This is a genomic window from Paenibacillus sp. S-38, from assembly GCF_049942825.1.
Lineage (GTDB): Bacteria > Bacillota > Bacilli > Paenibacillales > NBRC-103111 > Paenibacillus_G.
The window spans coordinates 6,795,065-6,819,149 of record NZ_CP187970.1 but is presented as its reverse complement, the minus strand read 5'-3'; the positions used below and the strand labels follow the sequence as shown (position 1 = coordinate 6,819,149).

Genomic DNA, 24,085 nt, shown 5'->3' with positions numbered 1-24,085 from the left:
TGGAATGGATCGACTGGTCATGATGCAAAACGGCCGCCTGGATTGGATCAGGCGGCCGTTCGTTTTACTCTTGAAGCTTCAGCTTGACGTAGAAGTGGATCTCACCCTGATCCGATTCGGCCCAGATGCTGCCGCCGTGTGATTCCACAATGCTCTTGGCGATGGCGAGTCCAAGACCCGTTCCCCCGCTGCTTGAGGTGCGGGCGGCATCGACGCGGTAAAAGCGGTCGAAGAGCTGCTCGAGCTGGTCGCGCGTCAAGGCGTCCGCCTTGTTGCTGATGCGCACGATCGCCCAGCCCCGGTCCTTTGCCATACCGACGGAGATCACCCCGGGTTTCTGGCTGTATTTGACGGCGTTGCCGAGCAGGTTTTCGAATACGCGAATGATTTTCTCGACATCGACCCTCACTGCAAGCCGGTCCTGCGGAAGGCTGCGGATCAAGGTAAGCTGCTGCTCCTCGCTCAGCGTCACATATTCTTCGAGCAGCTGCTCGAGCACCTCGTTTAGGATGACATCTTTCCTATGGAGGGGAACCTCCTGGCTCGAATACTTCGTGTATTCGAACAGGTCTTCGATGAGTCCGCGGAGCTTCTCCGCCTTGCTGTAAGCGATGCCGACATAGCCGGCCGCCTGCTCGGGGGAATCGTAGCTGCGGTCATGGAGCAGCTTCAGATATCCCATGATGAGCGTGAGCGGGGTGCGGAGGTCATGGGAGACGTTCGTGATCAGCTCGTTCTTGGACCGTTCGGACCGCCGCTCCTCTTCGATCCTGTGCTGCAGGTCGGCGACCATCTGGTTCATGTCCTTGGCAAGTGAGCCGAGCTCGTCGTTCGTGCGCTCGATCACCCGGTGGTCGAGATTGCCGGTGGCAATGATGCGCAGACCTCCGGCGAGCTCTTCAATGTACCTCATTTTGCGCTGGGTGAGGTAGTAGAAAAGGAAGATAAAAACGGCGAAGGCGCTGAGCATGGACAGCGGGCTCGTACCTTTGCGATAGGAAATCACAGGCTGCGGAATGCCGGTCACGATGAGGTAGGACTTCTGGTTATTGAACGTGACGGGATAAAAACTCGAGAATTCCGTACGGGAATCGTCCCTGCTGTTTCGGGCGTTCATCGCGTTGCGGATGACGCTGTGCACATCGACGTACGTCTCCGGCGCATTCTCGCTGCGGAACACCACACGTCCCTCGAGATCCGTGATGACGGTCTTGTAATTCTCGTTCGCCGCAAGACGCTTCACCGTGCTCAGGAACTGGCGCTTATTGCGCTCCTGCTGCTCGAGCCGCCACTTCTGGTTCTCGGCGTCACGCTCCTGCTGCTCCGCGTCGGAGGGGGTACCCGGCTCTAAGGGTGCGGGGGGCATCGCAGGGACAGCCGGAGCTGCAGCCACGCCTGCCGCGACTGGCGCTGCCGGGGCAGCTTGGGCCGCGCCCGTGCTTGCGGCTCCAGCCGACGCCGCGCCGTTCGCCCGCCCGCTGGCCGCGCCCGTGCTTGCAGCTCCGGCCGGCCCCGCGCCGTTCGCCCGCCCGCTGGCCGCACCCGTGCCTGCGGCTCCAGCCGGCCCCGCGCCGTTCGCCAGCCCGCTGGCCGCGCCTGTGCCTTCCGAGCCGGCAGCCGCTCTATCCGTTCCCGGCGCCACGAAGCTGCTCGGCACCGACTCTTGGCTTCCGCCTTCAGGCTCCTCGGGCGGCGTCTCCGGCTCTTCCTCCTCGTCTACCTCTACCGGCTCGAGCAGCTCCACAAGCCCTCTCGCTTCACTGTCGATCCGGTCGATGCCGACGGAGTAGTCGATCACCGTGCCCTTATTGATCTGCCCGAAGATCGCCGAGGAGATCGAATAGAAGATCAGCGAGGCGAGCAGGCAGACGCCGAAGGTCAGCACAAGCTGCAGGCGGACGCTGCGCTCCACCTGCACCTTCGCCATCTTGTAGAGGTCCGCCAGGAAGAGCAGGAACCCGCGCAGCAGCGTGAAAGGGAACAGCCGGAACGGAAACCGGTCCAGCAGAGGCTTCCGGGGCTTCTTGATTTTGACAGGCTTACTCAACTTTATATCCCACTCCCCATACCGTTTTAATGAATCGCGGCTTGCGAGGGTTGTCCTCGATTTTTTCCCTGATCTTGCGGATATGTACCATAACGGTGTTGTCCGAATCGAGATAGGTTTCCTTCCAGACGGTCTCATAGATCCGTTCGATGCTCCAGACGGTGCCGCGGTTGCGCGCCAGAAGCTCCAGGATGGCGAATTCGCGGGGAGTCAGCTTGATCTCCCGGCCGTCGAGCTTTACTTCGTGAGTCGCCGTGTTGATCGTCAGGTCGTCTACCTCGATCTCGTGCTCCCGGTTTGGAGCGGCCACATTCAGCCGGGTGTAGCGGCGCAGCTGGGATTTGATCCGGGCGATGAGCTCCAGGGGATTGAAGGGCTTCGTCATGTAGTCGTCGGCTCCGGTGCCGAGGCCGAGGATCTTGTCCATATCCTGGCTCTTGGCGGAGAGCATGATGATAGGCATGTTGCGGGATTCACGGATCTTGAGGCACGCTTCGATCCCGTCCATCTTCGGCATCATGATATCGAGGACGATGAGGTCCACCACCTCCTTTTCCAGCACGCTGAGAGCTTCCAGTCCGTTCGCCGCCCGAAGCAGGCGGTATCCTTCGTTGCGCAGGTAAATCTCAATGAGGTCGATAATGTCTTTTTCGTCGTCGACAATCAGTATGTTCGGCTGCTGGGCCATGCAGGGTCCGTACTCCTTCCCTAGGGAAATTCTTGTGCAAGCATACCATGTGCCCGGGAGAGCCCACAATTGCGGCCCTCTCGCCGCCGGTGCTCTCTAGCTCTACTCCAGTATAGGTTCCAAATCTTAACGAATTGGGAGCTCAATCCTTAAAACATTCTTAAGAGCGCAGGGGGCCCAAATAGGCTTCCAGTCCAGTCCTTGAAGTCCTTAGGGCAGGAACCCCGGAAGCGGCGGGAGCATATCTTGGTGGTAACTCATGATCATAAGAGAAACTTATCGAAACGGTAAGTAAATCTGATAAAAAGAGCGGAGGACACCAGATGAACTGGATCCAGCGGATGGAAAAGGAATTGTCGGGGCTGACCCAGGCGTCGCCGAAGGAACTGAGAGTGCTGCTGCAGGGGTTCGACTTGTCGCCGGAGGTGCTTGCGCCGTATATTGCCGAGCCTCATGCGCTGCCCTATGGCCGGACCTCGCTGATTCGCACCGAACAGGCGGAAGCGGTGGTCATTCATCTGCCGGCAGGCAGGGAGACGTTCATTCACGACCATGGGGATGCGGTCGGCTGTATGTTCCTCGTGGAGGGGGAGCTGACGAACCGGATGTTCCGGGTCGACTCGTATGGATACCCGTACCAGACGGGCGAGGTGCCTGTCAGCGAGCGGAGCTATTTTTATGCGCCTAAGCATCAGATCCACCAGCTTGCCAATCCCGGTTCGACGCGTGCCGTTTCGTTTCATATCTACATGCCCGCCCCGGCTCAGGCCCGCACTTATCTCCGCTACGAAGAGGTCCTCGATTACGTCATTTGACAGCTCCGCGCTCCAAATTTTACTGGGATTCTCTCCATTGACACCGCGGCGGGGATTCGTTACCCTGAGGGAAAATGCCGGCTTGGCAGGTCCTGGAAAGGCTCGGCCGGCAGGAAGGCGGGGGACATGAACCATATCCACAAACGAATCCGCGAGCTCGAAGGCTTTACGGCGCAGACGGAGGCGCCGGACGATCTGGATGCCTTCTGGCGGGAGACGCTGGAGGCATCCGCGGGCAGGCCGCTGAACGCCCGCAGGGAAGAGGTGGAGAGCCTCTCGCCCTATGTCAAGACCTACGAGGTCGTCTACGAAGGCTATGACGACACGCCGCTTCACGGCTGGTTCCTGCTGCCCGCCTTCACCGCGCAGCCCCGGCCGGAGCGGCTGCCCTGCGTCGTGCTGTACCACGGGTACACGGGCAGCAGGGGTTACCCGGAGGAGCATGCACCCTGGCTGCTCATGGGCTTTGCCGTCTTCGCGGTGGACGTCCGGGGGCAGGGCGGAGACAGCGGCAACCTCCTGCCGCAGACGTACGGCATGACCTCCGGTTGGATCACGCAGGGGCTGCTCGACCCGCATCAGAGCTACTACCGGGCGGCGGCGGTGGACGCCGTGCGGGCCGTGGAGTGGGCGGCGGCACAGCCGGAAGTGGACGCGCAGCGGATCATCACGGCGGGGACGAGCCAGGGCGGCGGCCTGTCGCTCTTGACCAGTGCACTCAGCCCGATACCGGCGCTGACGCTGGCCGATCTGCCGAACCTGTGCCACATGGACTACGGCATCCTGAACTCGACCGGGTCGCTGACCGAGGCCGCCAAGTTCGCCTCGCGCCATCCGGAGCACCTCGATCAGGTGCTGCACACCCTGGGGTATTTCGATCTGCTGCACCTGTCGGCGAGACTGCACAGCCCGGTCTTCGTCTCCGTGGGGCTGAAGGATACGGTGTGCCTGCCGGAGACCGTCTACGCGGTGTACAACCGGATCACGGTGGCGAAGGATATCCACGTATTTCCGTTCAACGGCCACCACACGAGCGGCGACCACTTCCGCCGGCAGGTCGAATGGATCCGGAGACAGTGGGGCTAGGCAGCGGCCTCAGCCGATAATCCCCTCATTATGCTGCAACATCCCCTCCCTGTACCCCGTCAGAGGAGGGGACAGAGAGGGGGGAGCTTGTGAAACTCATGATCAAGAAAACGCATACATATAAGCTGGCCCGGGGGCTGCTCGTCCTGATGCCGGTGGCCCTGCTGCTGGCCGGCTGCGGCTGCGGGCAGGAGCGCCGGACGGAGGGGGCAATCGAGCATCGGGCTTACGCGGCGGAGGAGCTTGATCCCCGGATCGCGGAAGCCCACAATGCATTTGGCTTGGAGCTCCACCGGAAGCTCGTGGAGGAACGCCCCGGCACGAATGTGTTCCTGTCGCCGTACAGCGTGGCGTCCGCCCTGTCGATGGTGTACCACGGTGCTGACGGCGCCACGCGCAGCGAGATCGGCAGGGTGCTGCAGGCCGCAGAGCTTCCTGTCGATGAGTGGAACCGGGGAAGCCGGATCCTGAGGGATCTGTTAGAGCATTCGGGAGAAGCGGTGCACTTGAATGTCGCGAATTCAGTGTGGGTCCGTAAGGGAGTCCCTCTCCGGGAGAGCTTCTTGGACCGCAACCGTGACGATTACGGCGCCGAAGGGATCGCACTCGATTTTGCCGGCCCCAAGGCCGTGAAGACCATCAACAGCTGGGTACAGAAGCGGACCGGGGGCAAAATTCCCTCGATCATCGATGACCCCATTCCGGGCAGCACGCTGGTGTATTTGATCAACGCCGTCTATTTCAACGGGCGCTGGTCCAATCCGTTTGAGAAGAGCGCCACGGAAACGAAGGATTTCTACCCGACCTTGGACGGGCCTGCGATGTCCGTACAGATGATGCGGGGCCAAGGGAGATACCCTTATCTTCAAGAAAAGGGGTATCAAGCGGTTCGGCTGCCTTATGAAGGCTGGAGGTTCCATATGCTCCTTGTGCTTCCGGATGAAGGCATGAGCCTCCAACAGTTGCAGGAGAAGCTCTGGGCGGATGCCGGGTTCTGGCGCAGGGAGATGCCGCTTCGGCAGGGGACGATAGAGCTGCCGCGGTTCAAGATCGAAGGGGACTACATCCTGAACGATGCGCTGGCGGCGCTCGGGATGGAATCGGCCTTCGACCCCAGAAGGGCGGAATTCTCCGGTATCTCGGAAACCGTGAAGCCGTTTTATCTCAGCGCGGCAAGGCACAAGTCCTACGTCCAAGTAGACGAAGAGGGCACGGAGGCGGCAGCCGTCACCGCATTTTCCATGGCAGGAGGGGCCGAACCGCCCAAGGACGAACCCTTCCACATGACCGTGAACCGCCCGTTCCTGCTCGCCATCCAGAGCTCGGAGACCGGGAGCCTGCTGTTCCTGGGCTCGATCTACAAGCCGGAGGAATGAAGCCGCCGCGGCCCAACGCCATCATACAAGCTTATCGAGTAAGCACCTGCATGCACTACCAGCCCCACCACAACCACGCACACCAAAGGAGAGAACCTCATGCAGTATTCGCTGTGTATCGGAGCTTACCCGGGCCAGGACGCCCTGTATCATCTTCGCAAAATCAAAGAGCACGGCTTTGGCGGACTGGAGCTGTACGCCTGGTGGCAGCTCGGCGACCTCAGCGCATTCGCGCGTGAACAGGAGAAGATTGGCGCAGGCATCATCGCCACCTGCACCAAGGAGTTCAATCTCGTCGATCCGGCGAAGCGCGAAGACTATCTCGCCGGCCTGCGGGAGACGATCGAAGCATGCCGGGTGCTCGGCTGCCGCTCGATCATCACGCAGACCGGTGCGGTTCGTGAGGGCGTGCCGCGCGAAGCTCAGCGTGACGCCATGGTCGAGACGCTGAAGCGCGGTGCGCAGCTGCTGGACGGCACGGGCATCGTGCTGGAGGTGGAGCCGCTTAACGGGCTGGTCGACCACCCGGGACACTTCCTGCAGGCCTCCGGCGAATCCGCGGAGGTGATCGACCGGGTGGGCAGCAGTCAGGTCCAGCTGGTCTTCGACGTGTACCACCAGCAGATCACGGAGGGCAATGTGATTCGCAATGCGGTCCAGTTTGCGCCCCAGATTAACCACTATCATATCGCGGACAACCCGGGGCGCAAGCAGCCGGGCACCGGGGAGCTGAACTACATCAATATTCTCCGGGCAATCCGGGAGACCGGGTTCGACGGCTATGTCGGACTCGAATGCGGGTATACGACCGATACCGATGAGGCCCTGCTCCGGTTCAAAGAGGAGATTGCCTCGAAGGTGTAACGGGACAAGGTAATACATCGAAAACCAGTATTGCCAATTATTACATCCCGTGGTAATATCCCATGTAAGCTATTGCGAAATGATGGGGAAGGGCTTCTAGGGATCCGACGCCGGGCGGCTGTGCAGCAGCCTTGCCTTGGGCGGGCGAACCAAGCGAAGCCGGCACAGCCGATAGGGCTGCGCTACACCGTAGGGATAAAAGACCTTCGTGCAAGTTCCTCCGCCGGCCGGGCGGGGAGGCACGAGGGTCTTTTTTGCTGTACCCGAGCAAAGAACGCCCCCGTACAGTCCGCTGGCGGCCGTTATCGCGATAAGAGAGAGGAGTGTGCAGCCGGTATGTCATGTATTCAGGTTCAGAAGCTCAGCAAAAGGTTCACCGTCAAGCGGAAGGAGGAGGGGATCGGGGCGAGCCTCCGCTCCCTGCTGCGGCCCCGCTATGCGGAGAAGGTGGCCGTGGACGGCATCGACCTTCAGGTCTCGCAGGGGGAGACGCTGGCCTTCCTCGGCCCGAACGGCGCAGGCAAGTCGACGACGATCAAGATGCTCACCGGCATTCTCCATCCTTCGGACGGCCGGGCCGAGGTGCTCGGCCTCTGTCCCTGGACGCAGCGCAGCCGGCTCGCCTACCGGATCGGCTCGGTGTTCGGCCAGAAGTCGCAGCTGTGGTACCACCTGCCGCCCGCGGATTCCTTCGAGCTCATGAGCCGCATCTACGAGCTCAAGCGGGGCGATTACCACGCGCGGCGCGAGGAGCTCGTACGCCGGTTCGAGCTCGAGCCGTACCTGCACACGCCGGTGCGCAAGCTGTCGCTTGGCGAGCGGATGCGCTGCGAGATCGCCGCTGCGGTGCTCCACCGGCCGCAGATTCTGTTCCTAGACGAGCCGACGATCGGTCTTGACGTGGTCGTCAAGGCGAAGATCCGCGAGCTTATCCTGGAGATGAACCGGGAGGAGGGCACGACCGTGTTCCTCACCTCCCACGACCCGGGGGATATCGAGCATCTGTGCCGCAGGGGCGTGGTCATCAATTACGGCGAGGTCATCTTCGACGATACGGTTGATTCGATGAAGCGGGATTTGCTGACGGGCAAAACGATCTCCCTGCAGCTGCTCGAGCCTGGCGGTCCGTTCCGGTTCCGCGGGGTGGAGGTGCTGGAGCAGACCGGTGCGAGCCTGAAGCTCGCGGTCGATACGGCAGCAGTCTCCACGCAGGAGGTCCTGACGCACCTGGTCGGGGCTTACCGCGTGTCGGACATCACGATCGAGGATCCGCCGATGGAGGCGGTCATCACGCATATTTACGAGCGGGAGAGGAGTGGCAGCCATGCGGGCTAAGGTGCTCAAGTATACCGCGGTGGGGCAGATCTCGCTGCGCAATCACCTCGCTTACGTGACGGATTTTTTGCTGCGGACGGTGTTCCTGGTCATCATCATGTATATCTTCCTGCAGCTGTGGCAGGCGACCTACCGCGGGGAGGGCAGCGCGACCATCGAGGGGTACAGCCTCGAGGGCATCCTCTGGTACATCCTCTTCGCCGAGTCGCTGGCGATGGCATTCCCGAGCCTGACGACCCGGGTGGAGGAGGAGGTCAAAAGCGGCGACGTCGCTTACCGGCTGACCCGTCCGCTCAGCTATATCGGGTACCACTATGCCTCGTATGCCAGTGAGGTGGCGCTCCGCGTTCTGGTGAACCTCGCCGTGGGCTGTACGCTCGGGATATCCTTCTTCGGCTGGCCGGACTTCGGCCCGGGCTGGGCCGGATTCTTCCTCGTGGGGATCGGGGCGGTGACGGTCAACTTCCTGATGAACATGATGCTGGCTCTATGCGCCTTCTGGATCGAGGAGACCCGGGGCCTCGAGTTCGTGTACCACAAGCTGCTCTTCACGGTCGGAGGCATGCTGATGCCCCTGGAGCTGTTCCCGGAGAAGCTGCAGGAGGTATGCCGCTGGCTGCCGATGCAGGCGGTCCTGTACTTCCCGGCCAAGACGGCCGTGAACTGGCGGGAGGCGGATCTCGCTTCCATGCTGCTCATCCAGCTGGGATGGATCGTGCTGCTCTCAGCACTGACGCTGTGGATCTACAGCCGCGGCGTGCGCAAGCTGAATGTGAACGGAGGGTGAGACGAAGATGAACGGATACCGGGCCAAAGGGCTCGCCGCCTGGGTATGGACCTGCTGGAAGCTGAACCTCGCGGGAGCGATGGAGTTCCGGATGAGCTTCCTGATGACGGCCGGCATGATGATGGTCAACAATACGGTGTGGATTCTGTTCTGGGGATTGTACTTTCAAAGATTCCCCGTGGTGAACGGCTGGACGCTGCAGGATGTCATGATGATGTGGGCGGTGAGCGCAGGAGGGTTCGGGCTGTCGGCGGTGTTCTTCGGCAACGCCTACCGTCTCGCCTCCCTCGTGGCGGGCGGCCAGCTCGACGTCTATCTGGCGCAGCCGAAGCCGGTGCTGCTCCATCTGCTCGTGTCGCGGATGTCGCTGTCCGCGATCGGCGATGTGCTGTTCGCGCTGATCTTGTATGTGATGTTCGGAGAGCTGTCCCCCTTAGGCATTCTTCGGTTCGCCCTAGCGCTGCTCATCGCAATGCTGATCTTTCTTTTCTTCGTGGTGGCGGTGCAGTCGCTCGCCTTCTACATCGGGCAGGCAGAGGGGATCGGGCACCAGCTCTTCCAGGCCATCCTGGCCTTCTCGACCTACCCGACCGGCATCTTCAGCGGTTGGGGGCGCCTGCTTCTGTTTACCGTGATTCCGGCCGGATTCATCTCCTATCTGCCGATCGGGCTCCTGCGGGAGGCGGACCTCGGGTTTACCCTGCAGGCCCTCGGTGTGTCGCTTCTGCTGACGATCGTCGGCATGGGAATATTCCATCTGGGCCTGCGGCGGTATACATCGGGCAACGGCATGGGGATGCGGATGTAGGGTCGGCTGCGGGCAGAGATTCACTAGCGCTTGGAAACTTTCTCTGCGAACGATGCGTCTAACTTCGGGAGCCTCCGCCATGAATCGGGGAGGCTTTCCGCGAATACATATGAGAAGGATGTCGAAACTCCTCGTTCTCTGCTGACGATGAGATATTCACGCGGCAGCAAGCTACAAGCAGAAAGGAGGGGAACTTCTATGGGCAGACCCACATGGTTCAGCGTCTACAGCGCGGTCTACCTCCTCTTCATCAAGGAGGGCAGCCTTCTGATGCTGAGGCGGTGCAACACCAAATATGAAGACGGCAAGCTCAGCCTCGTCGCAGGCAAGCTGGACGGCGGGGAAGAGGTGCGGCAGGCGGCCCTGCGGGAAGCGCGGGAGGAAGTCGGCGTCGAGATCGAAGCGGACGATCTGGCCGTGGCGGCGGTGATGCACCGTCATTCCGACGCGGGGGAATGGATTGATTTTTACCTGACCGTGCGGTCCTGGCAGGGAGAGCCGGCCAACATGGAGCCTGATAAATGCTCGGAGCTGGTCTGGGCTCCGCTCGACGCGCTGCCGGAGGATACGATCCCCCACGTCCGCCGGGCGGTGGAGCAGGTGCGCAGCGGCATGTTCTACGACAGCTGGGGCTGGGAAACAGGCGCCTGAAGGCCTGGCATTCTTCATTAGAATGCCCATACCCGGGAAAACTTCAGCCGCCCGGCAACATTTTGCCAATAACAAAGGAGCTGTCCCCCATGAACCTGAAGAATCCGATTCCTGCACCGAAGGACCGCTCCCCTCTGCGGCTCGCTGCGGGCATAGCCTATTACCGGGCCCGCCGCAGGCTGCAGTGGCTGATCTCGGGCAGCGACTACGCCTCGGAGCGCAGCCGGGAGCTTCTGCCCTATGTCCTCTTCACCCACCGGACGCCGCTGCTCCGGCAGCTGAAGGATGTGGACATGCGGCTGCAGTACAATAAGGTGACGAACCTGAGGCTGGCGGCTGCCAGGATCGACGGACTGCTGCTGCGTCCGGAGCAGACGTTCTCTTACTGGAAGACGATTGGCCGCCCCACACGGGCCAAAGGGTACCTCGAGGGGATGGTGCTGCACCGGGGGACCGTGCGGACGGGAATCGGCGGCGGGCTGTGCCAGCTTTCGAACCTGCTGTACTGGATGATGCTCCACACGCCGGCAGCCATTACGGAACGGTACCGGCACGGTTACGATGTGTTCCCCGATGCGGGCCGGACCCAGCCGTTCGGCACGGGGGCGACCTGCTTTTACAACTATCTCGATCTGCAGGCGGTGAACGGGACGGAGTCCTTGTACCAGATCAGCCTGGAGCTGAACGACACCCACCTCATCGGTTCCTGGCGTTCCGACCGTCCGGCGATGCACCGCTACGAGATCGTGGAGAAGAAGCATTGGTTCACCCAGGAGCTTTGGGGCGGCTATATCCGTCACAATACGATCTGGCGCAACGTATGGAATGCGGAAGGCCGGCTGCTGGAGCAGCAGCATATTTCCGACAACCATGCGATCATGATGTACGATCCGAGTCTACCGCCAGAAATGCCATAATATAACAGGACCTTTTTCCAGTCTTTTCTGTCTTAAGACCCATAAATAAACTATACGAATGTGCCGATAATAGGTATAATGGAATAACAATATAGTCCTTAAGGGTATAGAGAATCGTCGAAAAAGGAGACCGGACATTACATGAAGGCAGAACTTATTAATCCGTTTCTGGAATCGGCCCGCGTTGTCATAGAGCAGGTAGCCAACGTCCGTCCGTCAACAGGTGAGCTCGGAGTGAAGGATGTCGTAATCAGCGAGCAGTACATTTGGATTCAGATCGGTATGACGGGACAAATGGAAGGGGACATCGTATTCGGCCTGCATGAAGATGTGGCGAAGAAAGTGGTCTCGGCCATGATGGGCGGTTACTCCATTACGGAGATGGACGAGATGAGCAAGAGCGCGATCTCGGAGCTCGGCAACATGATCAGCGGCAATGCCAGCACGATGCTCTTCAATCAAGGCGTCGTAGTGGACATCACACCGCCGAAGTTAATGCAGCAGGCAGCCGCAGGCGCCAAGAAAGCACTGACGATTCCTTTGATCATGGAAGGCATCGGCGAACTGGATATTCAAGTCCTCATCGCATAATCCACTCGAATACGGAACCCCAAACGCAGGGCTGCTGTCTCCTTAGAGGAGAAAGGCAGCCTATTTGGGTTATCGGCAGGCGGGGCCGCCCGCGTGGGAAGGCAAACGGCAGAAGAGGCAGATGGGCCGAATGCGGGTACAATAAGGTCAGGGGATACCAAGAGGATTCCCGGTCGGCGGTGTCGAATAGGTGGCGATTGCGATTCCATTCCATACATAGGCACAGGGGGCAAGGGGGAACTAACAATGAAGTGGGAAGGCAAAATAGCCGTCATCACCGGCGCATCGAGCGGATTGGGGGCGCTTCTGGCACAGCGTCTGGCGGAGCAGGGCGCGGTTCCGGTGCTGATGGCCCGTTCGGCGGAGAAGCTTGCAGAGGCCGCAGGACGCCTGGACGGACGCCATGGTGTAGAGGTGCTGGACGTGACTTCCGCCGAGGATGTCACACGGGTCATGGACAAGGTGCTGGCCGAGTACGGGCGGATCGACCTTCTGATCAACAATGCGGGCTACGGGGTGTTCGACCGCTTCGTGGATGCGCCGCTCGAAGAGTTCGAGGGCATGATGGATGTCAATTATATGGGGACCGTGCGCTGCACGAAAGCGGTGCTTCCCGCTATGCTTCGCCAGGGCAGCGGACATATCGTCAACGTCGCTTCCATGGCGGGCAAGATCGGATCGGCGAAGTCGAGCGGTTATTCGGCGACGAAGCATGCGGTGCTCGGCCTGACGAACAGCCTGCGGCAGGAGCTGGTCGGCACGGGCGTCTATCTGACGGCCGTCAATCCGGGCCCGATCGACACGCCGTTCTTCGACCGGGCGGACCCGGGAGGCGGCTACGTCAAGAACATCAAGTGGTTCATGCTGAAGCCGGAGGAGGTGGTCGGCCGGATCCTGAAAGCCGTCGAACGCCGGACCCCGGAGGTTAACCTGCCGTGGGTCGGAGCCGCCGGGGTGAAGATGTTCCAGTTGTTCCCTCGGCTGTTCGACCGGGTGGCGTTCAAGCTGCTGAACAAGAAGTAGGCGCAAGCGGCCGCGGCCCAAAGAATGCAGGACGGGCACAGCAAGAGGGATATCCCTTTTGCTGTGCCCGTTTTCCGTTATTGGGGGCCGCGAAGGCGGAAGGAGGCCGCAGGAAGGCTCGGGGCCTCATATAGGAAAGGGCGGCCGCCCGTCCGGCCGTCCTCCGGTTCAAGCGTGCACGCATACCGGCCTCAGGAGGACGGTGCGGGCTGCTGCTGTATTACTCCGCCTGCCGCTGCTCCTGCTGCTCGCTCTTCTCCTGCAGAGCTGCCAGCATCGCCTCCAGCGTGCGGACCCCTGTTTCCTCCGCCGACTTGGCATCACGGAGCAGGGCGACAGCCTTATCGGCCGAGTCCGGATCGTCCGGCGACCCGCCCTGCGGGAAAGGGAAGAGCGGCAGCAGGCCCGCGAGTGCCTCATGCACCCGGCGGTAGTGCCGCTCGGCATCAAGGGCCAGCCGGCGCACGGTCAGCTCCACCGGGCTGTCTCCGGCCCAGACTTCCTGCAGTCCCTGCAGGAAGTCCGCGGCATGGTACCGTGCATCGGTGACCAGGGCCGCATTGTAAGCATTGCCCATTGGACTGACACTCCCGCCCCGGAAGGCTTCGATCCAGGCGTCATAGCCGGCGAGGCCGTTGCGATAGGTGCAGGCATGCTCACCCTTTTCGTCCTCCCTGGCATGGCGGACGATCATCTCGAGGGCGCCGCGGAGCATGGCCTGCCGGTCCAGATGAAGCGGGAGCGGGTCCTCCAGCGTCAAGACGAAAAGCTCGCCGATCCGCCCGCGGCCGATGCTCGCGTAAGGCAGCAGGCCGTCCTGCTGGACGTCGCGTGCCTCGAAGGCTTTTTTGTCGTCGTCGTAGCCGTAGAGCACGCCGAACTCGGGGATGAACAGATCCCACGCCATCGCGGGAATGCCGCGGTCGATGCTCCGCTGGGCGAGCACCAGCGCCTTCTCCAGTTCGTCGTCCGACGGAGGGGTCAGGGGGGCCGACTCGGCGCAGGCCGTGCGGAAACCCAGGTTGGCCATCCCCTCCGAGAGGAGGCGCCGCCAGGGGAAGGAGGTCGGGCCGGCGACATCCACGTTGGCCGGGTTGATGTTGATCCGGAACGCGTGGGACGTATAGCCCATCACCTCGGTCAGCGTCAGATCAGGCGTGTTCGTATAACGGGTCAGGTTCCATAGGGCTTGGGCGGCACTCGTCCAGGTCATGCAGGGGGGTGTTTGTTCCATAGGGATGTTGCTCCTCTCCATTATCATCGGGCAGACTCATTCGAATTCATAACATCAGCCGGCCGGCATCGAGCGAGCGGCGGACCGGGCAGCCGCGGTCGCGGCGCTGCTGCGTATACTCGCCGAGCCTTTGCTGCGTTCTTGCTTCACGGAGCTTCTGGCGGGATCGGGAGAGCGTCTTGTAGATGGCGGCTGCCGAGCTGCCGAACCGGACGGACAGCTCCTGCGGGGAGAGCTCCTCCAGCACGGCGGCTTCCACCAGCTGCCGCTCCTTCGGGGTCAGGCAGCCGAGCAGGCCCATGATCGTGTCGAGCGTTTCGCGGCGGAGCAGGGCGGCCTCGGGCAGCACGTAAGGCTGCTCCTCCCGCGAGCGCGCGCCACCCTGCGCCTGCAGACGGTCGAGGAGACCGGCCTGCCCGTGTTCACTGCCCGCGGCGGAGTCCTCCGCGCTCAAGGAGGCCAGCGGCTGCTCCTTGGCGTGGGGGCCCCCGCGCCGCAGCTTCATGTAGGCCTCATTGCGCACGATGCGCTGCAGCCAGGGCACGAAGCGGCCCGGATCGGCCAGCGTGCCGAGCCGCAGGAAAGCACGCAGCATCGCTTCCTGCACGATGTCTTCGGCCAGGTGGGTATCCCTGGCCAGCGCGCTGGCCAGGCTGTAGGCCTCCCGGCGGTGCCGGCCCATCAGCTCGCTGAACGCTTCCGTGTCGCCGCCTCGGGCCCGCATCAGCAGGGCCCGGTTATCTTCCGCTGTGCCGGCCGGAAGGGCTTTCGGTTCCTTGGGCTGCTCCTGCAGCTTCTCCGGACCTGCCTCCGTTTGCTCTTGGATGGACCGCATCCTTTTCTCTCCCTCCATCCTGTTGTCGGCTCCTATAGGATAGATGCCGCAGCCGGACGATTTCTGACCGTTTCCCCGGGCAGGCACAAAAAAAGACCGAAATCCGTTTGCTTTTTCGGTCTGGGGGTATGTATTGTGTATAGCAGGTCCTATTGCGGCCGGCGGCCGCTCAGGATTCCTGTCCATTCGCCTGGTCCGGCTGGGTCTGCTGCTCGAGCTTCTGATTCTCGGCTTTGAGCTTCTGGTTCAGGCTGCGCACTTCTTCGAAGAGCTCGCGCACCCCCGCTTTCATTTCGGGGTGAAGCCCGTTCCAGTGGCCTGTGAGGGCCGGCATCGTTTTGTGAATGTGGCTGTAGAGCGCCCACACTTTGATCTTCTCGATGTTCTCCGGCGTGGGATCGCCGATGAGCAGCTCGGTAAATTTGGCGACGAGGCCTTCGAACTCGTCCAGAGCTTGCGAATTCATTATGAAAGTCCACCTTTCGTTCCGGTCATACTAACTCCTAGTGTACTGCCGGTACAGGGGGATGTCAAAAGAAGGGAGGGGCTGCAGATGCACACCGAAACGCTTGAACAAGCCGGAGCTGCCGCCGGGCTCCCGGACGGTACGCTGCTTCACCGGGAGGAGCTCAGCAGTCCTGCCAAGGGAATCGCACTTTATCTATTGACTTATGCCAGCCAGGGACTGCAGGTGAGGGGGTATCTTGCCGTACCGCAGAGGGCGGTGCCTGCGCCCGGATTGATCTTCTGCCGCGGGGGAATCCGCAAGGTCGGCATGGTGCGCAAGCGACGCATCCTCTCGATGGCCCGCCGCGGCTATGTCGTGTTCGCGCCGTTCTACCGCGGCAATGAAGGCGGCGAGGGCCGCGAGGACTTTGGCGGCGAGGACCGCCATGACGTCTGCGGCGCCATCTCGCTCGTGCAGTCGCTACCCGAGGTGAAGCCCGGGCCGGTGCCGCTGATCGGCTTCTCCCGCGGGGCGCTGATGGCGCTGCTCGCCGCACGGGAGTGCGACCAGGCGGGGCCGGTCGTCGTGTGGAGCGGGGTCAGCGACCTCTTCGACACCTACGAGGAGCGGGTCGACCTCCGGCGCATGCTGAAGCGGGTCGTCGGCCATCCGCGCAAACAGGCCGAAGCCTATGAGGACCGCTCGCCCGTGTACTGGATCGACGAGATCCGCGTGCCGGTGCTCATCGTCCACGGCACGGGGGACACGCAGGTGAGCGTGGAGCAGGCCCGCAAGCTGGGCACCGCCCTGGAAGCGGCCGGCAAGGAATACCGGATGGAGCTCTACGACGGACTCGATCACCGCTTCCCGAAGGAAGAGGACGAGCAGGCGCTCGATGCCGTGTTCGGCTGGATCACGGAGAAGCTGGCGGCCGGGGGGCGGTAAGAGGCTTGAGGTTCGGTTCATAACTCCACCCGCAGCAGGCCCCAAAAGCCGTCCGTCAGGAAGGCTCTTGGGGTTTTTTCGGTCATGATCCCGTTCCGCCGACACCGTTTTGCTTATAGTCTCATTGGCGCCGGACCGAACCCGCTTTCCTTAGCCGCCGTGCAGCCGGGCGGCCGGGTCCGTCGGGATGCCCGCCAGCCTCTTCTGCAGGGTGGTCCGCCAGCCCGCCGACAGAGCGGGGACGGCAAGGAGCTCCGCTGTGCCATTCAGGTCGGCTGTATCGCGGTGCATGATCCGGTTGGCCTCGGACACGGTCCATCCGGGCGAGGGCCGCTCGGCGAGCTCCACGAGGCACGGCGCCTGGACGCTGCCCTCCTCGAGCACGCGGAAATACCAGCCCGTAAAGCCGGATTCCTGCATGAGCAGCGGCAGGTCGGGCCGGCTGTACCGCACGGACAGCTTGAAGCAGGGCTGGCGCGGCTGGCTGATCTGCACGAGGGCGGTGCCGAGCCGGAAGATGTCGCCGATGCACACGGATGCCTCCTGAAGGCCGTGCAGGGTCAGATTCTCCCCGAAGGCACCGCAGCCCAGCGGCTGATCCAGCTTCTTGGCCCAAAAGGCATAATGCTCCGAAGGGTAGACGCATACCGCCTTGTCCGGTCCCCCGTGGTGTACGAGGTCCGCCTGGCCGTCGCCGGCGAATCCCTTCCGCAGCAGCGGTATCCTCTCCCGCACGGGATGCTTGCGGATTCCCGTCGATACCTCGCGGCCGCGGTACGGCAGAGATTCGGGCAGGCCCGTATTCAATGAGATAACCTCCGCTTTCATGAACATGTCCTCCTACGCGTGCAGCTTTTTTTGTAAGATGGTCCCATTGTACAGGGGAACCTGTGGGCGCACCATCCCCGGATGCCAATCATGATGATAGGCCGTGCCTATGATTCGCCGGATCGGGCCGCGGACAAGGCGGATTATGACCGGTTCGATGAGGAGAAAGCACAGAAGCAGCAGCGTATGGAGCTCGTCATGATTGTGCCCGGGTACTTTCATCATGGGGGCATTAAGATGGCTGCTGTAGGACAGAAAGGGAAGGCGGCGGAGCGAAGCCGTGGATGATCTGGGTCCTCCTCGGTGCGGCACTCTTCTTCGCCGTGTCCAGTGCAAGGACCAGTATAAAGACAAGCAAGGAGCAGCTGCAGCTGCTCTAAGTTGATCCTGAAAGATTAGCTGCTGCGGGCTTATCCAAAGAGGTAAAGTGGCGTATCCATCGGATAGGGCACAAAAAAGGCCCCGTGTGCACCTGCACAGGGCCTTCTTTCGCTACGGGCGGCAGTGTCTGCCGGCTTTCCCGGTTTGCGGGTCACCCGTCCGACCTGCAACCGCTTTCCAGAGGTTCCGCCGCTGATGAATCGTCCGCCTTGCTCAGCCCACTTCCGCGGTTTCAAGCGTGGAGGTGAAGTGCCAGCATCCGGGACGCACGGAACCGCACTGCCTGCCCGGACGGGAGGGGGTGACGAGCTTCTGCAGGTACAGGACGGCCGCGTCCATTTCCTGGCTCAGCTCGACGACGAGGGGGTCCGACAACCGAAGTCCGAAGGTGGTGAGGAGCTGGTCAATGCGGCGGTTGTTTTCGGAAAGGATATATTCGGCTTTTTCGAGGTTCATGAAAATAACCCACCTTCATCTATATTAGTTTAGTCAAGGTAATTGGTTTCTTTAGGAATTTTATCGGATAAATGGGCGGGAATGTTTATAGCAAATGGCAAGGTCTTTCGAATCATTGCAGATTTCCCTTATTATGTCTATACTCATAGGAAATTCCTATGCTTTCGGGATGCGGGAAGGCGGAGGCCGCGGTACAGGATATGCCGGCGGGGAGAGGAAGAGAGCGGATGGAGCTGAGACAGCTCGAATATTTCATGAAGGTGTGCCAGGAGCTGCATTTTACCAGAGCAGCGGAGAAGCTGAACATTACCCAGCCGTCGCTGAGCCAGCAGATCGGTCTGCTGGAGCACGAGGTGGGGACGCTGCTGTTCGACCGGGTGGGGAAGAAAATCGTGCTGACCGAGGCCGGCCGCATTCTGCGGGAGCATGGCTACCGGGTGTTCCATGAGCTGGCGCAGGCGAGGGCCGCCATCGGCGAGCTGCAGGGGCTCGGGCGGGGACGCTTGACGATCGGCGCCTTGCTCACGTCCGTCCAGTATTTGCTGCCGCCGACGGTCATTCCGTTCCACCGGGATTACCCTAAGATCGAGATCTCGGTGCTCGGTCTCCGGACGGGCGATATTTATGAAGGGCTGCTCCGCAACGAGCTGGATCTCGGTATCGTGTTCTATCCGATGGAGCATCCGGAGCTCGAGAACGTGCTGCTCTGCGAGGAGGAGCTTGTGCTGGCCGTACCGGCCGACAGCAGATGGGCCGAGGGCGAAGCAGCGGAGCTGCGCATGCTGAAGGAGGCGCCGTCCGTGCTGCTGCCCGGCTCGTACCGGCTGCGCCAGCTGATCGACGGGGAGTGCGCGGAGCACGGCTTCCGGCCGAAGCCGGTCATGGAGCTGACGACCCTGGAGTCTCTCCTGCATATGGTCGGCCAGGGGATCGGCGTTACGGTGCTCCCGCTGCCGTATCTGCTGGGTGCGGGCCATCCGAACATCCGCGTGCTGCCCTTCCGGGAGCGGCCGACCCGGCGGATCGGCATCGCCTACCGCCGCAATAAGCACCTCTGCGCAGCGAGCCGCACCTTCATCGGGAAGCTGACCGAGGCGGCTCAGCAGGGAGAGTTCCAAGCCCGGACCGGCGGTGCGGCCAAGTAAGCGGAACCGGATGGAGAGCATACGTCAGGACTGTGCCCTGCAGCCGAGCTCAGCAGAACACGCAGCGGATCGGCACGCCCTCAACTCTCCTTTGTGCCCGTACACGGTTGACAGGCAGAAGGATGGAATGATAAAATCCTTTTATTCCTATTACATAAGTTTGAATTATGTCGTAACCATCTACCAGACACCCTGGAGACAGCTGCCGGAAGGCGGGATGTCTCCTTTTTTTTGTTTTGCGGGTCACGGTACCGTGCTCAAGAAGTATGAGGGCCGGTTTGAGGGGATCATGAATCGTATGGCAGGCCTACCGTTTGAATGGAGGCACTCCTTGGAGCTGAGGGGTGCCTCTTTTCTTATATGTTTTCATCAAGGAGGATGAATGAGGATGACGATACAGGCAAAGCAGCAAACCTGGGCCGGGGGGCTGAGGCTGGAAGGGGATGTTCTGGTGATCGGCGGAGGGCCGGCGGGAACCTGGGCGGCGTTGACCGCCGCCTCGCACGGGGCACGCGTCGTGCTCGCGGACAAAGGCTACTGCGGAACGAGCGGGGCTACGGCCCCGTCGGGGACGGGCGTGTGGTACGTAGAGCCGGACCGCCGGGCCAGGGAGGAGGCCAAACAAAGCCGCTACGGGCTTGGAGGCCGGCTCGCGGAGGAAGACTGGATGAACCGCGTGCTCGACCGGACTTATGAGAACATGAACCGGCTGAGCGCTTTCGGCTATCCGTTCCCGAAGGATGAAGAAGGGAGGCCTTACCGCCGGGGGCTGCAGGGGCCGGAATACATGAGGCTGATGCGCAGGCTCGTACAAAAAGCCGGCGTTACCCTCCTCGACCACAGCCCGGCGCTGGAGCTGCTGGGGGACGCTCACGGCGTGGGTGGTGCCCGGGGCGTCCGGACGCAGACCGGGGAAGCCTGGGAGGTCCACGCTGGGGCGGTCATTATTGCCACGGGTGGCTGCGCTTTCCTGAGCAAGGCGCTCGGCACCAATGTGCTGACCGGCGACGGGTACCTGCTGGCCGCGGAGGCGGGCGCGGACTTGTCGGGCATGGAGTTCTCCAATGCCTACGGCATCTCGCCGACGTTTTCTTCCGTTACCAAGACGGCGTATTACCGGTATGCGACCTTTTATTATGAAGACGGGACGGAAGTGGAGGGGGCGGGTTCGGCCAAAGGCCGCTCGGTCATCGCTCGGCAGCTGCTGGCCGGCCGGCAGGTGTATGCGCGTCTGGATAAGGCGCCCGAAGACGTGAAGCCGCTGCTGCGCGTAGGCCAGACGAACTTCTTCCTGCCGTTCGACCGGGCGGGCATCGATCCGTTCACGGATCTCTTCCCGGTCACGCTCCGGCTGGAAGGCACCGTGCGCGGGACGGGCGGCATCCGGATCACGGACGAGAGCTGCGGGACCGCGGTGCCGGGGCTCTATGCGGCGGGGGATGCGGCCACGCGCGAGCTGATCTGCGGCGGCTTCACCGGAGGCGGCAGCCATAATGCGGCCTGGGCAATGTCGTCCGGCTCATTCGCCGGTGAAGGGGCGGCCGCCTACGCGCGCAGCCTCGGGCCCCTGGCCGGCCGGCGGGAGCTGAGGGGCCTGTCTTCGACCACGGTGACGGCCGCTTCGGCGGGAGACCGGGCGGACCGCCCGAAGGAGCATATCCGCGCCGTCCAGGAAGAGGTCATGCCATATGACCGCAATCTGTTCCGCACGGAAGCAGGGTTGCAGGCGTCGATCGGCCGGCTGGACGGCATCTGGAGGGTCATCCGCAGCGGGGCTTCGCCGCTTGGAGCGCAGGCCGTGCAAGCGCGTGAAGCGGCGGCCATGACGGCTACCGCCCGGTGGATGTACCACTCGGGCCTGGCCCGCACCGAAACGCGGGGCATGCACAAACGCGAGGACTTCCCGGACCAGGACAGCGGGCAGCATTACCGGCTCCGTTCGGGCGGGCTCGACGAGGTCTGGGTTCAGCCGGAGCCCCTTCGGAAGGAGGCGGCGGCCCAGTGATCGAGCTCATCAGCGAATCGCGCTGCGTGCAGTGCAACCGGTGCGTCGACGTCTGCCCGACCAACGTCTTTGACAAGGGGGAGGATGGCCTTCCCGTCATCGCGCGTCAGAGCGATTGCCAGACCTGCTTCATGTGCGAGCTGTACTGCCCGGCCGACGCCATGTATGTCTCGCCCGATGCGGAAGCGGCGGCGGAGGTCACGGAGGAGAGCCTGGAGGCGCAGGGGCTGCTCGGCGGCTACCGGGAGAAGGTGGGCTGGGGGCCGGGCCGGAGGCCTGTCTCCGCACACGAGTATATGTATCAGCTTGCTGCAAGGTCGATCCCTTAGCAGCCCATTGTTGGAATACAGAACCAGGAGCAGCGGCCTCACGGCATACTGCTCCTGGTTTTTGTTTCCGGCCCTCATCCTAAAGCGCTCCTTGCCTATGCCTGATGGGCACTGGGAGGGGCGTAGGGGAGACGCAGCAAGCGATGGGGCGCGAGGGTTCAAGCGCCAGGGAGCGGGCAAGCCGGGCTCCGGCTGCCAAGCCGAGGGGAGGGGCCTGGAGCGGGAACCCGGCTTGCGCTGCGGTGCCGGGGCGAGATACCGGGAGCGGAAAAATGCCGGCTCGGGCTTCCGTGGGACGTTGAGGGCCCCGGCGTGGGGGAGTCGGCTCCGGCTGCCATGACGTGTATTAGGCCTAGCGCAGGATACCCGGCTCGCACAGGCTTGCCCTGGCGAGACCCAAGTCCGGCATGAAGGCTCGCGCAGCCATGCCGGGTGGGGCCAAGCCCGGGAGCACAAGTTCTCGGGGAACGGGACACTTGAGGCGAGGTTGTCAGGACTATCCCTTTTTGACATCCTCCAGGCTCGCCCCGTAGTTGATGTGATATACCTGGCCGTCCAGCACCAGGGCCGGCACCGACACGACGCCGGAGGCTTCGGCTTCACCGATCCTGACCTGCTGCTCACCGAGATGGACGATCTCCGTCGTCACCTGCGCCGGATCGAGATACTCGACCACCATCCGCTCCGCACTTACGCATACCGGGCACCCCGCATGATAGAACACCGCTTTTGCCATCTTTCATCGCTCCTTCGTTAAGTTAGGATTTGTGCTGCAACCTGAGTATAGAAGGAACGGCCCTTTCCATCTATTTCTAATTTCAACTGGTTACGATAGGTTTACCCTATGAATGAGCGAGGGTGGAGGCGATTTTGGGGGCGGCGAGAAAAACCTTCCCGATTTTGGTATACTAGGAACACGCAAGGAAAGAGAAGGGATGATGGCATGACTACGGGATTCGCATCTTTACATATTAATCCCCATTTCGTAAAACGGCTGGAGGAGCTTGAGATCACCGAGCCTTCCCCGATTCAGGCGGACGCCATTCCGGTGGCGCTGTCGGGCCGGGACGTGGTGGCCCAGTCGCAGACGGGCACGGGCAAAACGCTCGCTTACGTGCTGCCGGTGCTGCAGAAGCTCGATGAGAACCTGCGGGAGGTACAGGCTATGGTGCTGGTGCCGACCCGCGAGCTCGGCATGCAGATTGTGCAGACGGTGGAGGAGCTGACGCAGGGCACGGGCCTGCGCGTCCAGCAGCTCATTGGCGGGGCTTCCATCGACCGGCAGATCGACAAGCTGCGGACGAAGCCGCAGATCGTGGTGGGTACGCCCGGCCGGGTGCAGGAGCTTGTGAAACTGCGCAAGCTGAAGCTTCACGGTATCAAGACCGTCGTCGTGGACGAGGTCGATCAGGTGTTCGAGCTGGGCTCCATGCAGGACGTGGAGGCGCTGTTCAAAGGCATGCTGCGCGACCGTCAGCTGCTGTTCTTCTCCGCAACCTTCCCGCCGCCGATCCAGGCGGTCATCGACCGCTGGATGAACGAGCCGGAATACGTGCGGGTCAACCCGACCCAGCGTACCTCGGAGACGCTGGAGCATGTGTACTTCGTCAGCGAGGAGCGGGAGAAAATCGATACGCTCCGCAAGCTGGTCCGCCTCTACAATCCAAGGGCGGCGATCGTGTTCATCAACGAGACGGACAATATCGGCGAGGCGGTGGCGAAGCTGCAGTATGCCGGTCTGTCGGTCGAAGGCTTGTACGGCGACTCGTTCAAGCAGGAGCGGGCCAAGACGATGCAGGGCTTCCGTGCCGGCCGATTCCAGCTGCTGCTGGCGACGGATGTGGCTGCACGGGGTCTGGACCTGCCGCAGGTGACGCACGTCATCAACCTGGATCCGGCACTGGATGCGGATCATTATGTTCACCGCGTAGGGCGGACCGGCCGGATGGGCCGCAAAGGCATGGCCGTGTCGATCGTGACGCCGCGCCAGCAGTTCATCCTTGAGAAATTCGAGAAGGCGCTCGGCATCAAGATCGAACGCCGCGTGATGTCGCACGGCCGCCTGATCGATCCGGAGCAGGAGCGTGCGATCCGCCAGGAGAGTAAGCGCAAACTCGTGGAGCGGCGTGTGCCCGGCGGCCAAGACGGACGCGAAGCGCCGCAGCAACCGCGGGGGGCTGAGCGCCGGGCGTCTGAGGCCGGGGCACCGCGGCCAGCGCGGATGTCTGAGCGCGGCGATGCACCGGCAGGGGCGCCGCGCGAGGGCAGGACGCCGGAGCGCGGTGCAGCGGCGCAGCCGGGAGCGGCTGCCGGGCGGCCAGTGGCGCGGACCGCAGGCGCGCCTGTGCCGGGAGCCCGCGCACCGCGTACGCCTCAGCCCGCGCCGGACAAGCGCAAGGCGGAGCGGGAGCGCGACCGCAAGAATAAGGGAGCGCCGCGCTGGCTGAAGGAGAAACAGGAAAAGCCGAAGGGCTAGGAGGCGGGGGCGCGC

General features: G+C 62.4%; 25 protein-coding genes. 17 read left to right on the top strand and 8 right to left on the bottom strand.

Annotation, left to right across the window (positions count from 1 at the left end; translation table 11 throughout):
• Positions 1–64: 64 nt before the first annotated feature.
• Both ACP26L_RS29750 and ACP26L_RS29745 read right to left on the bottom strand, forming a co-directional pair.
• Complete coding sequence (locus ACP26L_RS29750; protein ID WP_426448944.1) at positions 65–2,047, bottom strand: sensor histidine kinase; 1,983 nt, start codon at positions 2,045–2,047, stop codon at positions 65–67.
• Positions 2,040–2,735 carry a response regulator transcription factor gene (locus tag ACP26L_RS29745; protein ID WP_426448942.1) on the bottom strand — a complete coding sequence of 232 codons (696 nt, stop codon included), beginning with the start codon at positions 2,733–2,735 and terminating at the stop codon, positions 2,040–2,042. The genes ACP26L_RS29750 and ACP26L_RS29745 overlap by 8 nt, the downstream gene beginning before the upstream one ends.
• Before the next feature lie 323 nt (positions 2,736–3,058).
• Here ACP26L_RS29745 and ACP26L_RS29740 point away from each other — a divergent pair, with 323 nt between their 5' ends.
• The 11 genes from ACP26L_RS29740 to ACP26L_RS29690 all read left to right on the top strand — a co-directional run bounded on the left by ACP26L_RS29740 (position 3,059) and on the right by ACP26L_RS29690 (position 12,988).
• Positions 3,059–3,550, top strand: coding sequence for a cysteine dioxygenase (locus ACP26L_RS29740; RefSeq protein ID WP_426448940.1), 492 nt, complete (start codon positions 3,059–3,061; stop codon positions 3,548–3,550).
• A 126-nt stretch (positions 3,551–3,676) separates the two neighbouring features.
• Complete coding sequence (locus tag ACP26L_RS29735) at positions 3,677–4,636, top strand: acetylxylan esterase (protein ID WP_426448938.1); 960 nt, start codon at positions 3,677–3,679, stop codon at positions 4,634–4,636.
• Positions 4,637–4,734: 98 nt separating this feature from the next.
• Positions 4,735–6,012 carry a serpin family protein gene (locus ACP26L_RS29730; RefSeq protein WP_426448936.1) on the top strand — a complete coding sequence of 426 codons (1,278 nt, stop codon included), beginning with the start codon at positions 4,735–4,737 and terminating at the stop codon, positions 6,010–6,012.
• A 99-nt stretch (positions 6,013–6,111) separates the two neighbouring features.
• The gene (locus ACP26L_RS29725) at positions 6,112–6,876 is read left to right on the top strand and encodes a TIM barrel protein (protein WP_426448934.1); all 765 of its coding nucleotides are present in this window, start codon (positions 6,112–6,114) and stop codon (positions 6,874–6,876) included.
• A gap of 336 nt (positions 6,877–7,212) precedes the next feature.
• Positions 7,213–8,211: an ABC transporter ATP-binding protein gene (locus ACP26L_RS29720; protein ID WP_426448932.1), complete on the top strand. Its 999-nt coding sequence runs from the start codon at positions 7,213–7,215 to the stop codon at positions 8,209–8,211.
• Positions 8,201–8,998 (top strand): ABC transporter permease, encoded by a 798-nt coding sequence (locus ACP26L_RS29715; protein ID WP_426448931.1) that lies wholly within the window; start codon positions 8,201–8,203, stop codon positions 8,996–8,998. Before ACP26L_RS29720 ends, ACP26L_RS29715 begins: the two co-directional genes overlap by 11 nt.
• 7 nt (positions 8,999–9,005) lie before the next feature.
• Positions 9,006–9,806: an ABC transporter permease gene (locus ACP26L_RS29710; RefSeq protein ID WP_426448929.1), complete on the top strand. Its 801-nt coding sequence runs from the start codon at positions 9,006–9,008 to the stop codon at positions 9,804–9,806.
• 198 nt (positions 9,807–10,004) lie between these two features.
• Complete coding sequence (locus ACP26L_RS29705; protein ID WP_426448928.1) at positions 10,005–10,457, top strand: NUDIX hydrolase; 453 nt, start codon at positions 10,005–10,007, stop codon at positions 10,455–10,457.
• An 89-nt stretch (positions 10,458–10,546) separates the two neighbouring features.
• Positions 10,547–11,374: a VanW family protein gene (locus ACP26L_RS29700; RefSeq protein ID WP_426448926.1), complete on the top strand. Its 828-nt coding sequence runs from the start codon at positions 10,547–10,549 to the stop codon at positions 11,372–11,374.
• 141 nt (positions 11,375–11,515) lie between these two features.
• Entirely contained in the window at positions 11,516–11,965 is a 450-nt protein-coding gene (locus tag ACP26L_RS29695) for a chemotaxis protein CheX (protein ID WP_426448924.1), read from the top strand.
• A 246-nt stretch (positions 11,966–12,211) separates the two neighbouring features.
• Positions 12,212–12,988, top strand: coding sequence for an SDR family NAD(P)-dependent oxidoreductase (locus ACP26L_RS29690; protein ID WP_426448923.1), 777 nt, complete (start codon positions 12,212–12,214; stop codon positions 12,986–12,988).
• Positions 12,989–13,208: 220 nt separating this feature from the next.
• Here the strand turns inward: ACP26L_RS29690 and ACP26L_RS29685 are convergent, their stop codons facing one another.
• The 3 genes from ACP26L_RS29685 to ACP26L_RS29675 all read right to left on the bottom strand — a co-directional run bounded on the left by ACP26L_RS29685 (position 13,209) and on the right by ACP26L_RS29675 (position 15,523).
• Positions 13,209–14,222: a hypothetical protein gene (locus tag ACP26L_RS29685; protein ID WP_426448921.1), complete on the bottom strand. Its 1,014-nt coding sequence runs from the start codon at positions 14,220–14,222 to the stop codon at positions 13,209–13,211.
• 46 nt (positions 14,223–14,268) lie between these two features.
• The gene (locus ACP26L_RS29680) at positions 14,269–15,057 is read right to left on the bottom strand and encodes an RNA polymerase sigma factor (protein ID WP_426448919.1); all 789 of its coding nucleotides are present in this window, start codon (positions 15,055–15,057) and stop codon (positions 14,269–14,271) included.
• 169 nt (positions 15,058–15,226) lie between these two features.
• A complete protein-coding gene (locus ACP26L_RS29675; RefSeq protein WP_426448917.1) occupies positions 15,227–15,523 on the bottom strand; it encodes a YusU family protein in 297 nt (98 codons plus the stop codon).
• A gap of 27 nt (positions 15,524–15,550) precedes the next feature.
• Here ACP26L_RS29675 and ACP26L_RS29670 point away from each other — a divergent pair, with 27 nt between their 5' ends.
• Positions 15,551–16,450 (top strand): alpha/beta hydrolase family protein, encoded by a 900-nt coding sequence (locus ACP26L_RS29670; protein ID WP_426455148.1) that lies wholly within the window; start codon positions 15,551–15,553, stop codon positions 16,448–16,450.
• Positions 16,451–16,600: 150 nt separating this feature from the next.
• Here the strand turns inward: ACP26L_RS29670 and ACP26L_RS29665 are convergent, their stop codons facing one another.
• Positions 16,601–17,278: an MOSC domain-containing protein gene (locus ACP26L_RS29665; RefSeq protein ID WP_426448915.1), complete on the bottom strand. Its 678-nt coding sequence runs from the start codon at positions 17,276–17,278 to the stop codon at positions 16,601–16,603.
• A 90-nt stretch (positions 17,279–17,368) separates the two neighbouring features.
• On the opposite strand from ACP26L_RS29665, the gene ACP26L_RS29660 reads away from it, so the two are divergent.
• A complete protein-coding gene (locus ACP26L_RS29660) occupies positions 17,369–17,566 on the top strand; it encodes a hypothetical protein (protein WP_426448913.1) in 198 nt (65 codons plus the stop codon).
• 306 nt (positions 17,567–17,872) lie between these two features.
• On the opposite strand, the gene ACP26L_RS29655 is transcribed toward ACP26L_RS29660, so the two are convergent.
• Entirely contained in the window at positions 17,873–18,115 is a 243-nt protein-coding gene (locus tag ACP26L_RS29655) for a hypothetical protein (RefSeq protein WP_426448912.1), read from the bottom strand.
• Between the two features lie 227 nt (positions 18,116–18,342).
• Between ACP26L_RS29655 and ACP26L_RS29650 the strand changes: the two genes are divergently transcribed.
• The 3 genes from ACP26L_RS29650 to ACP26L_RS29640 all read left to right on the top strand — a co-directional run bounded on the left by ACP26L_RS29650 (position 18,343) and on the right by ACP26L_RS29640 (position 21,594).
• Positions 18,343–19,260, top strand: coding sequence for a LysR family transcriptional regulator (locus ACP26L_RS29650; RefSeq protein WP_426448910.1), 918 nt, complete (start codon positions 18,343–18,345; stop codon positions 19,258–19,260).
• Between the two features lie 388 nt (positions 19,261–19,648).
• Complete coding sequence (locus tag ACP26L_RS29645; protein ID WP_426448908.1) at positions 19,649–21,265, top strand: FAD-dependent oxidoreductase; 1,617 nt, start codon at positions 19,649–19,651, stop codon at positions 21,263–21,265.
• The gene (locus ACP26L_RS29640; protein WP_426448906.1) at positions 21,262–21,594 is read left to right on the top strand and encodes a 4Fe-4S binding protein; all 333 of its coding nucleotides are present in this window, start codon (positions 21,262–21,264) and stop codon (positions 21,592–21,594) included. The genes ACP26L_RS29645 and ACP26L_RS29640 overlap by 4 nt, the downstream gene beginning before the upstream one ends.
• 496 nt (positions 21,595–22,090) lie before the next feature.
• On the opposite strand, the gene ACP26L_RS29635 is transcribed toward ACP26L_RS29640, so the two are convergent.
• Complete coding sequence (locus ACP26L_RS29635; protein ID WP_426448904.1) at positions 22,091–22,330, bottom strand: thioredoxin family protein; 240 nt, start codon at positions 22,328–22,330, stop codon at positions 22,091–22,093.
• A gap of 207 nt (positions 22,331–22,537) precedes the next feature.
• Between ACP26L_RS29635 and ACP26L_RS29630 the strand changes: the two genes are divergently transcribed.
• A complete protein-coding gene (locus ACP26L_RS29630; protein ID WP_426448902.1) occupies positions 22,538–24,070 on the top strand; it encodes a DEAD/DEAH box helicase in 1,533 nt (510 codons plus the stop codon).
• Positions 24,071–24,085: the final 15 nt, after the last annotated feature.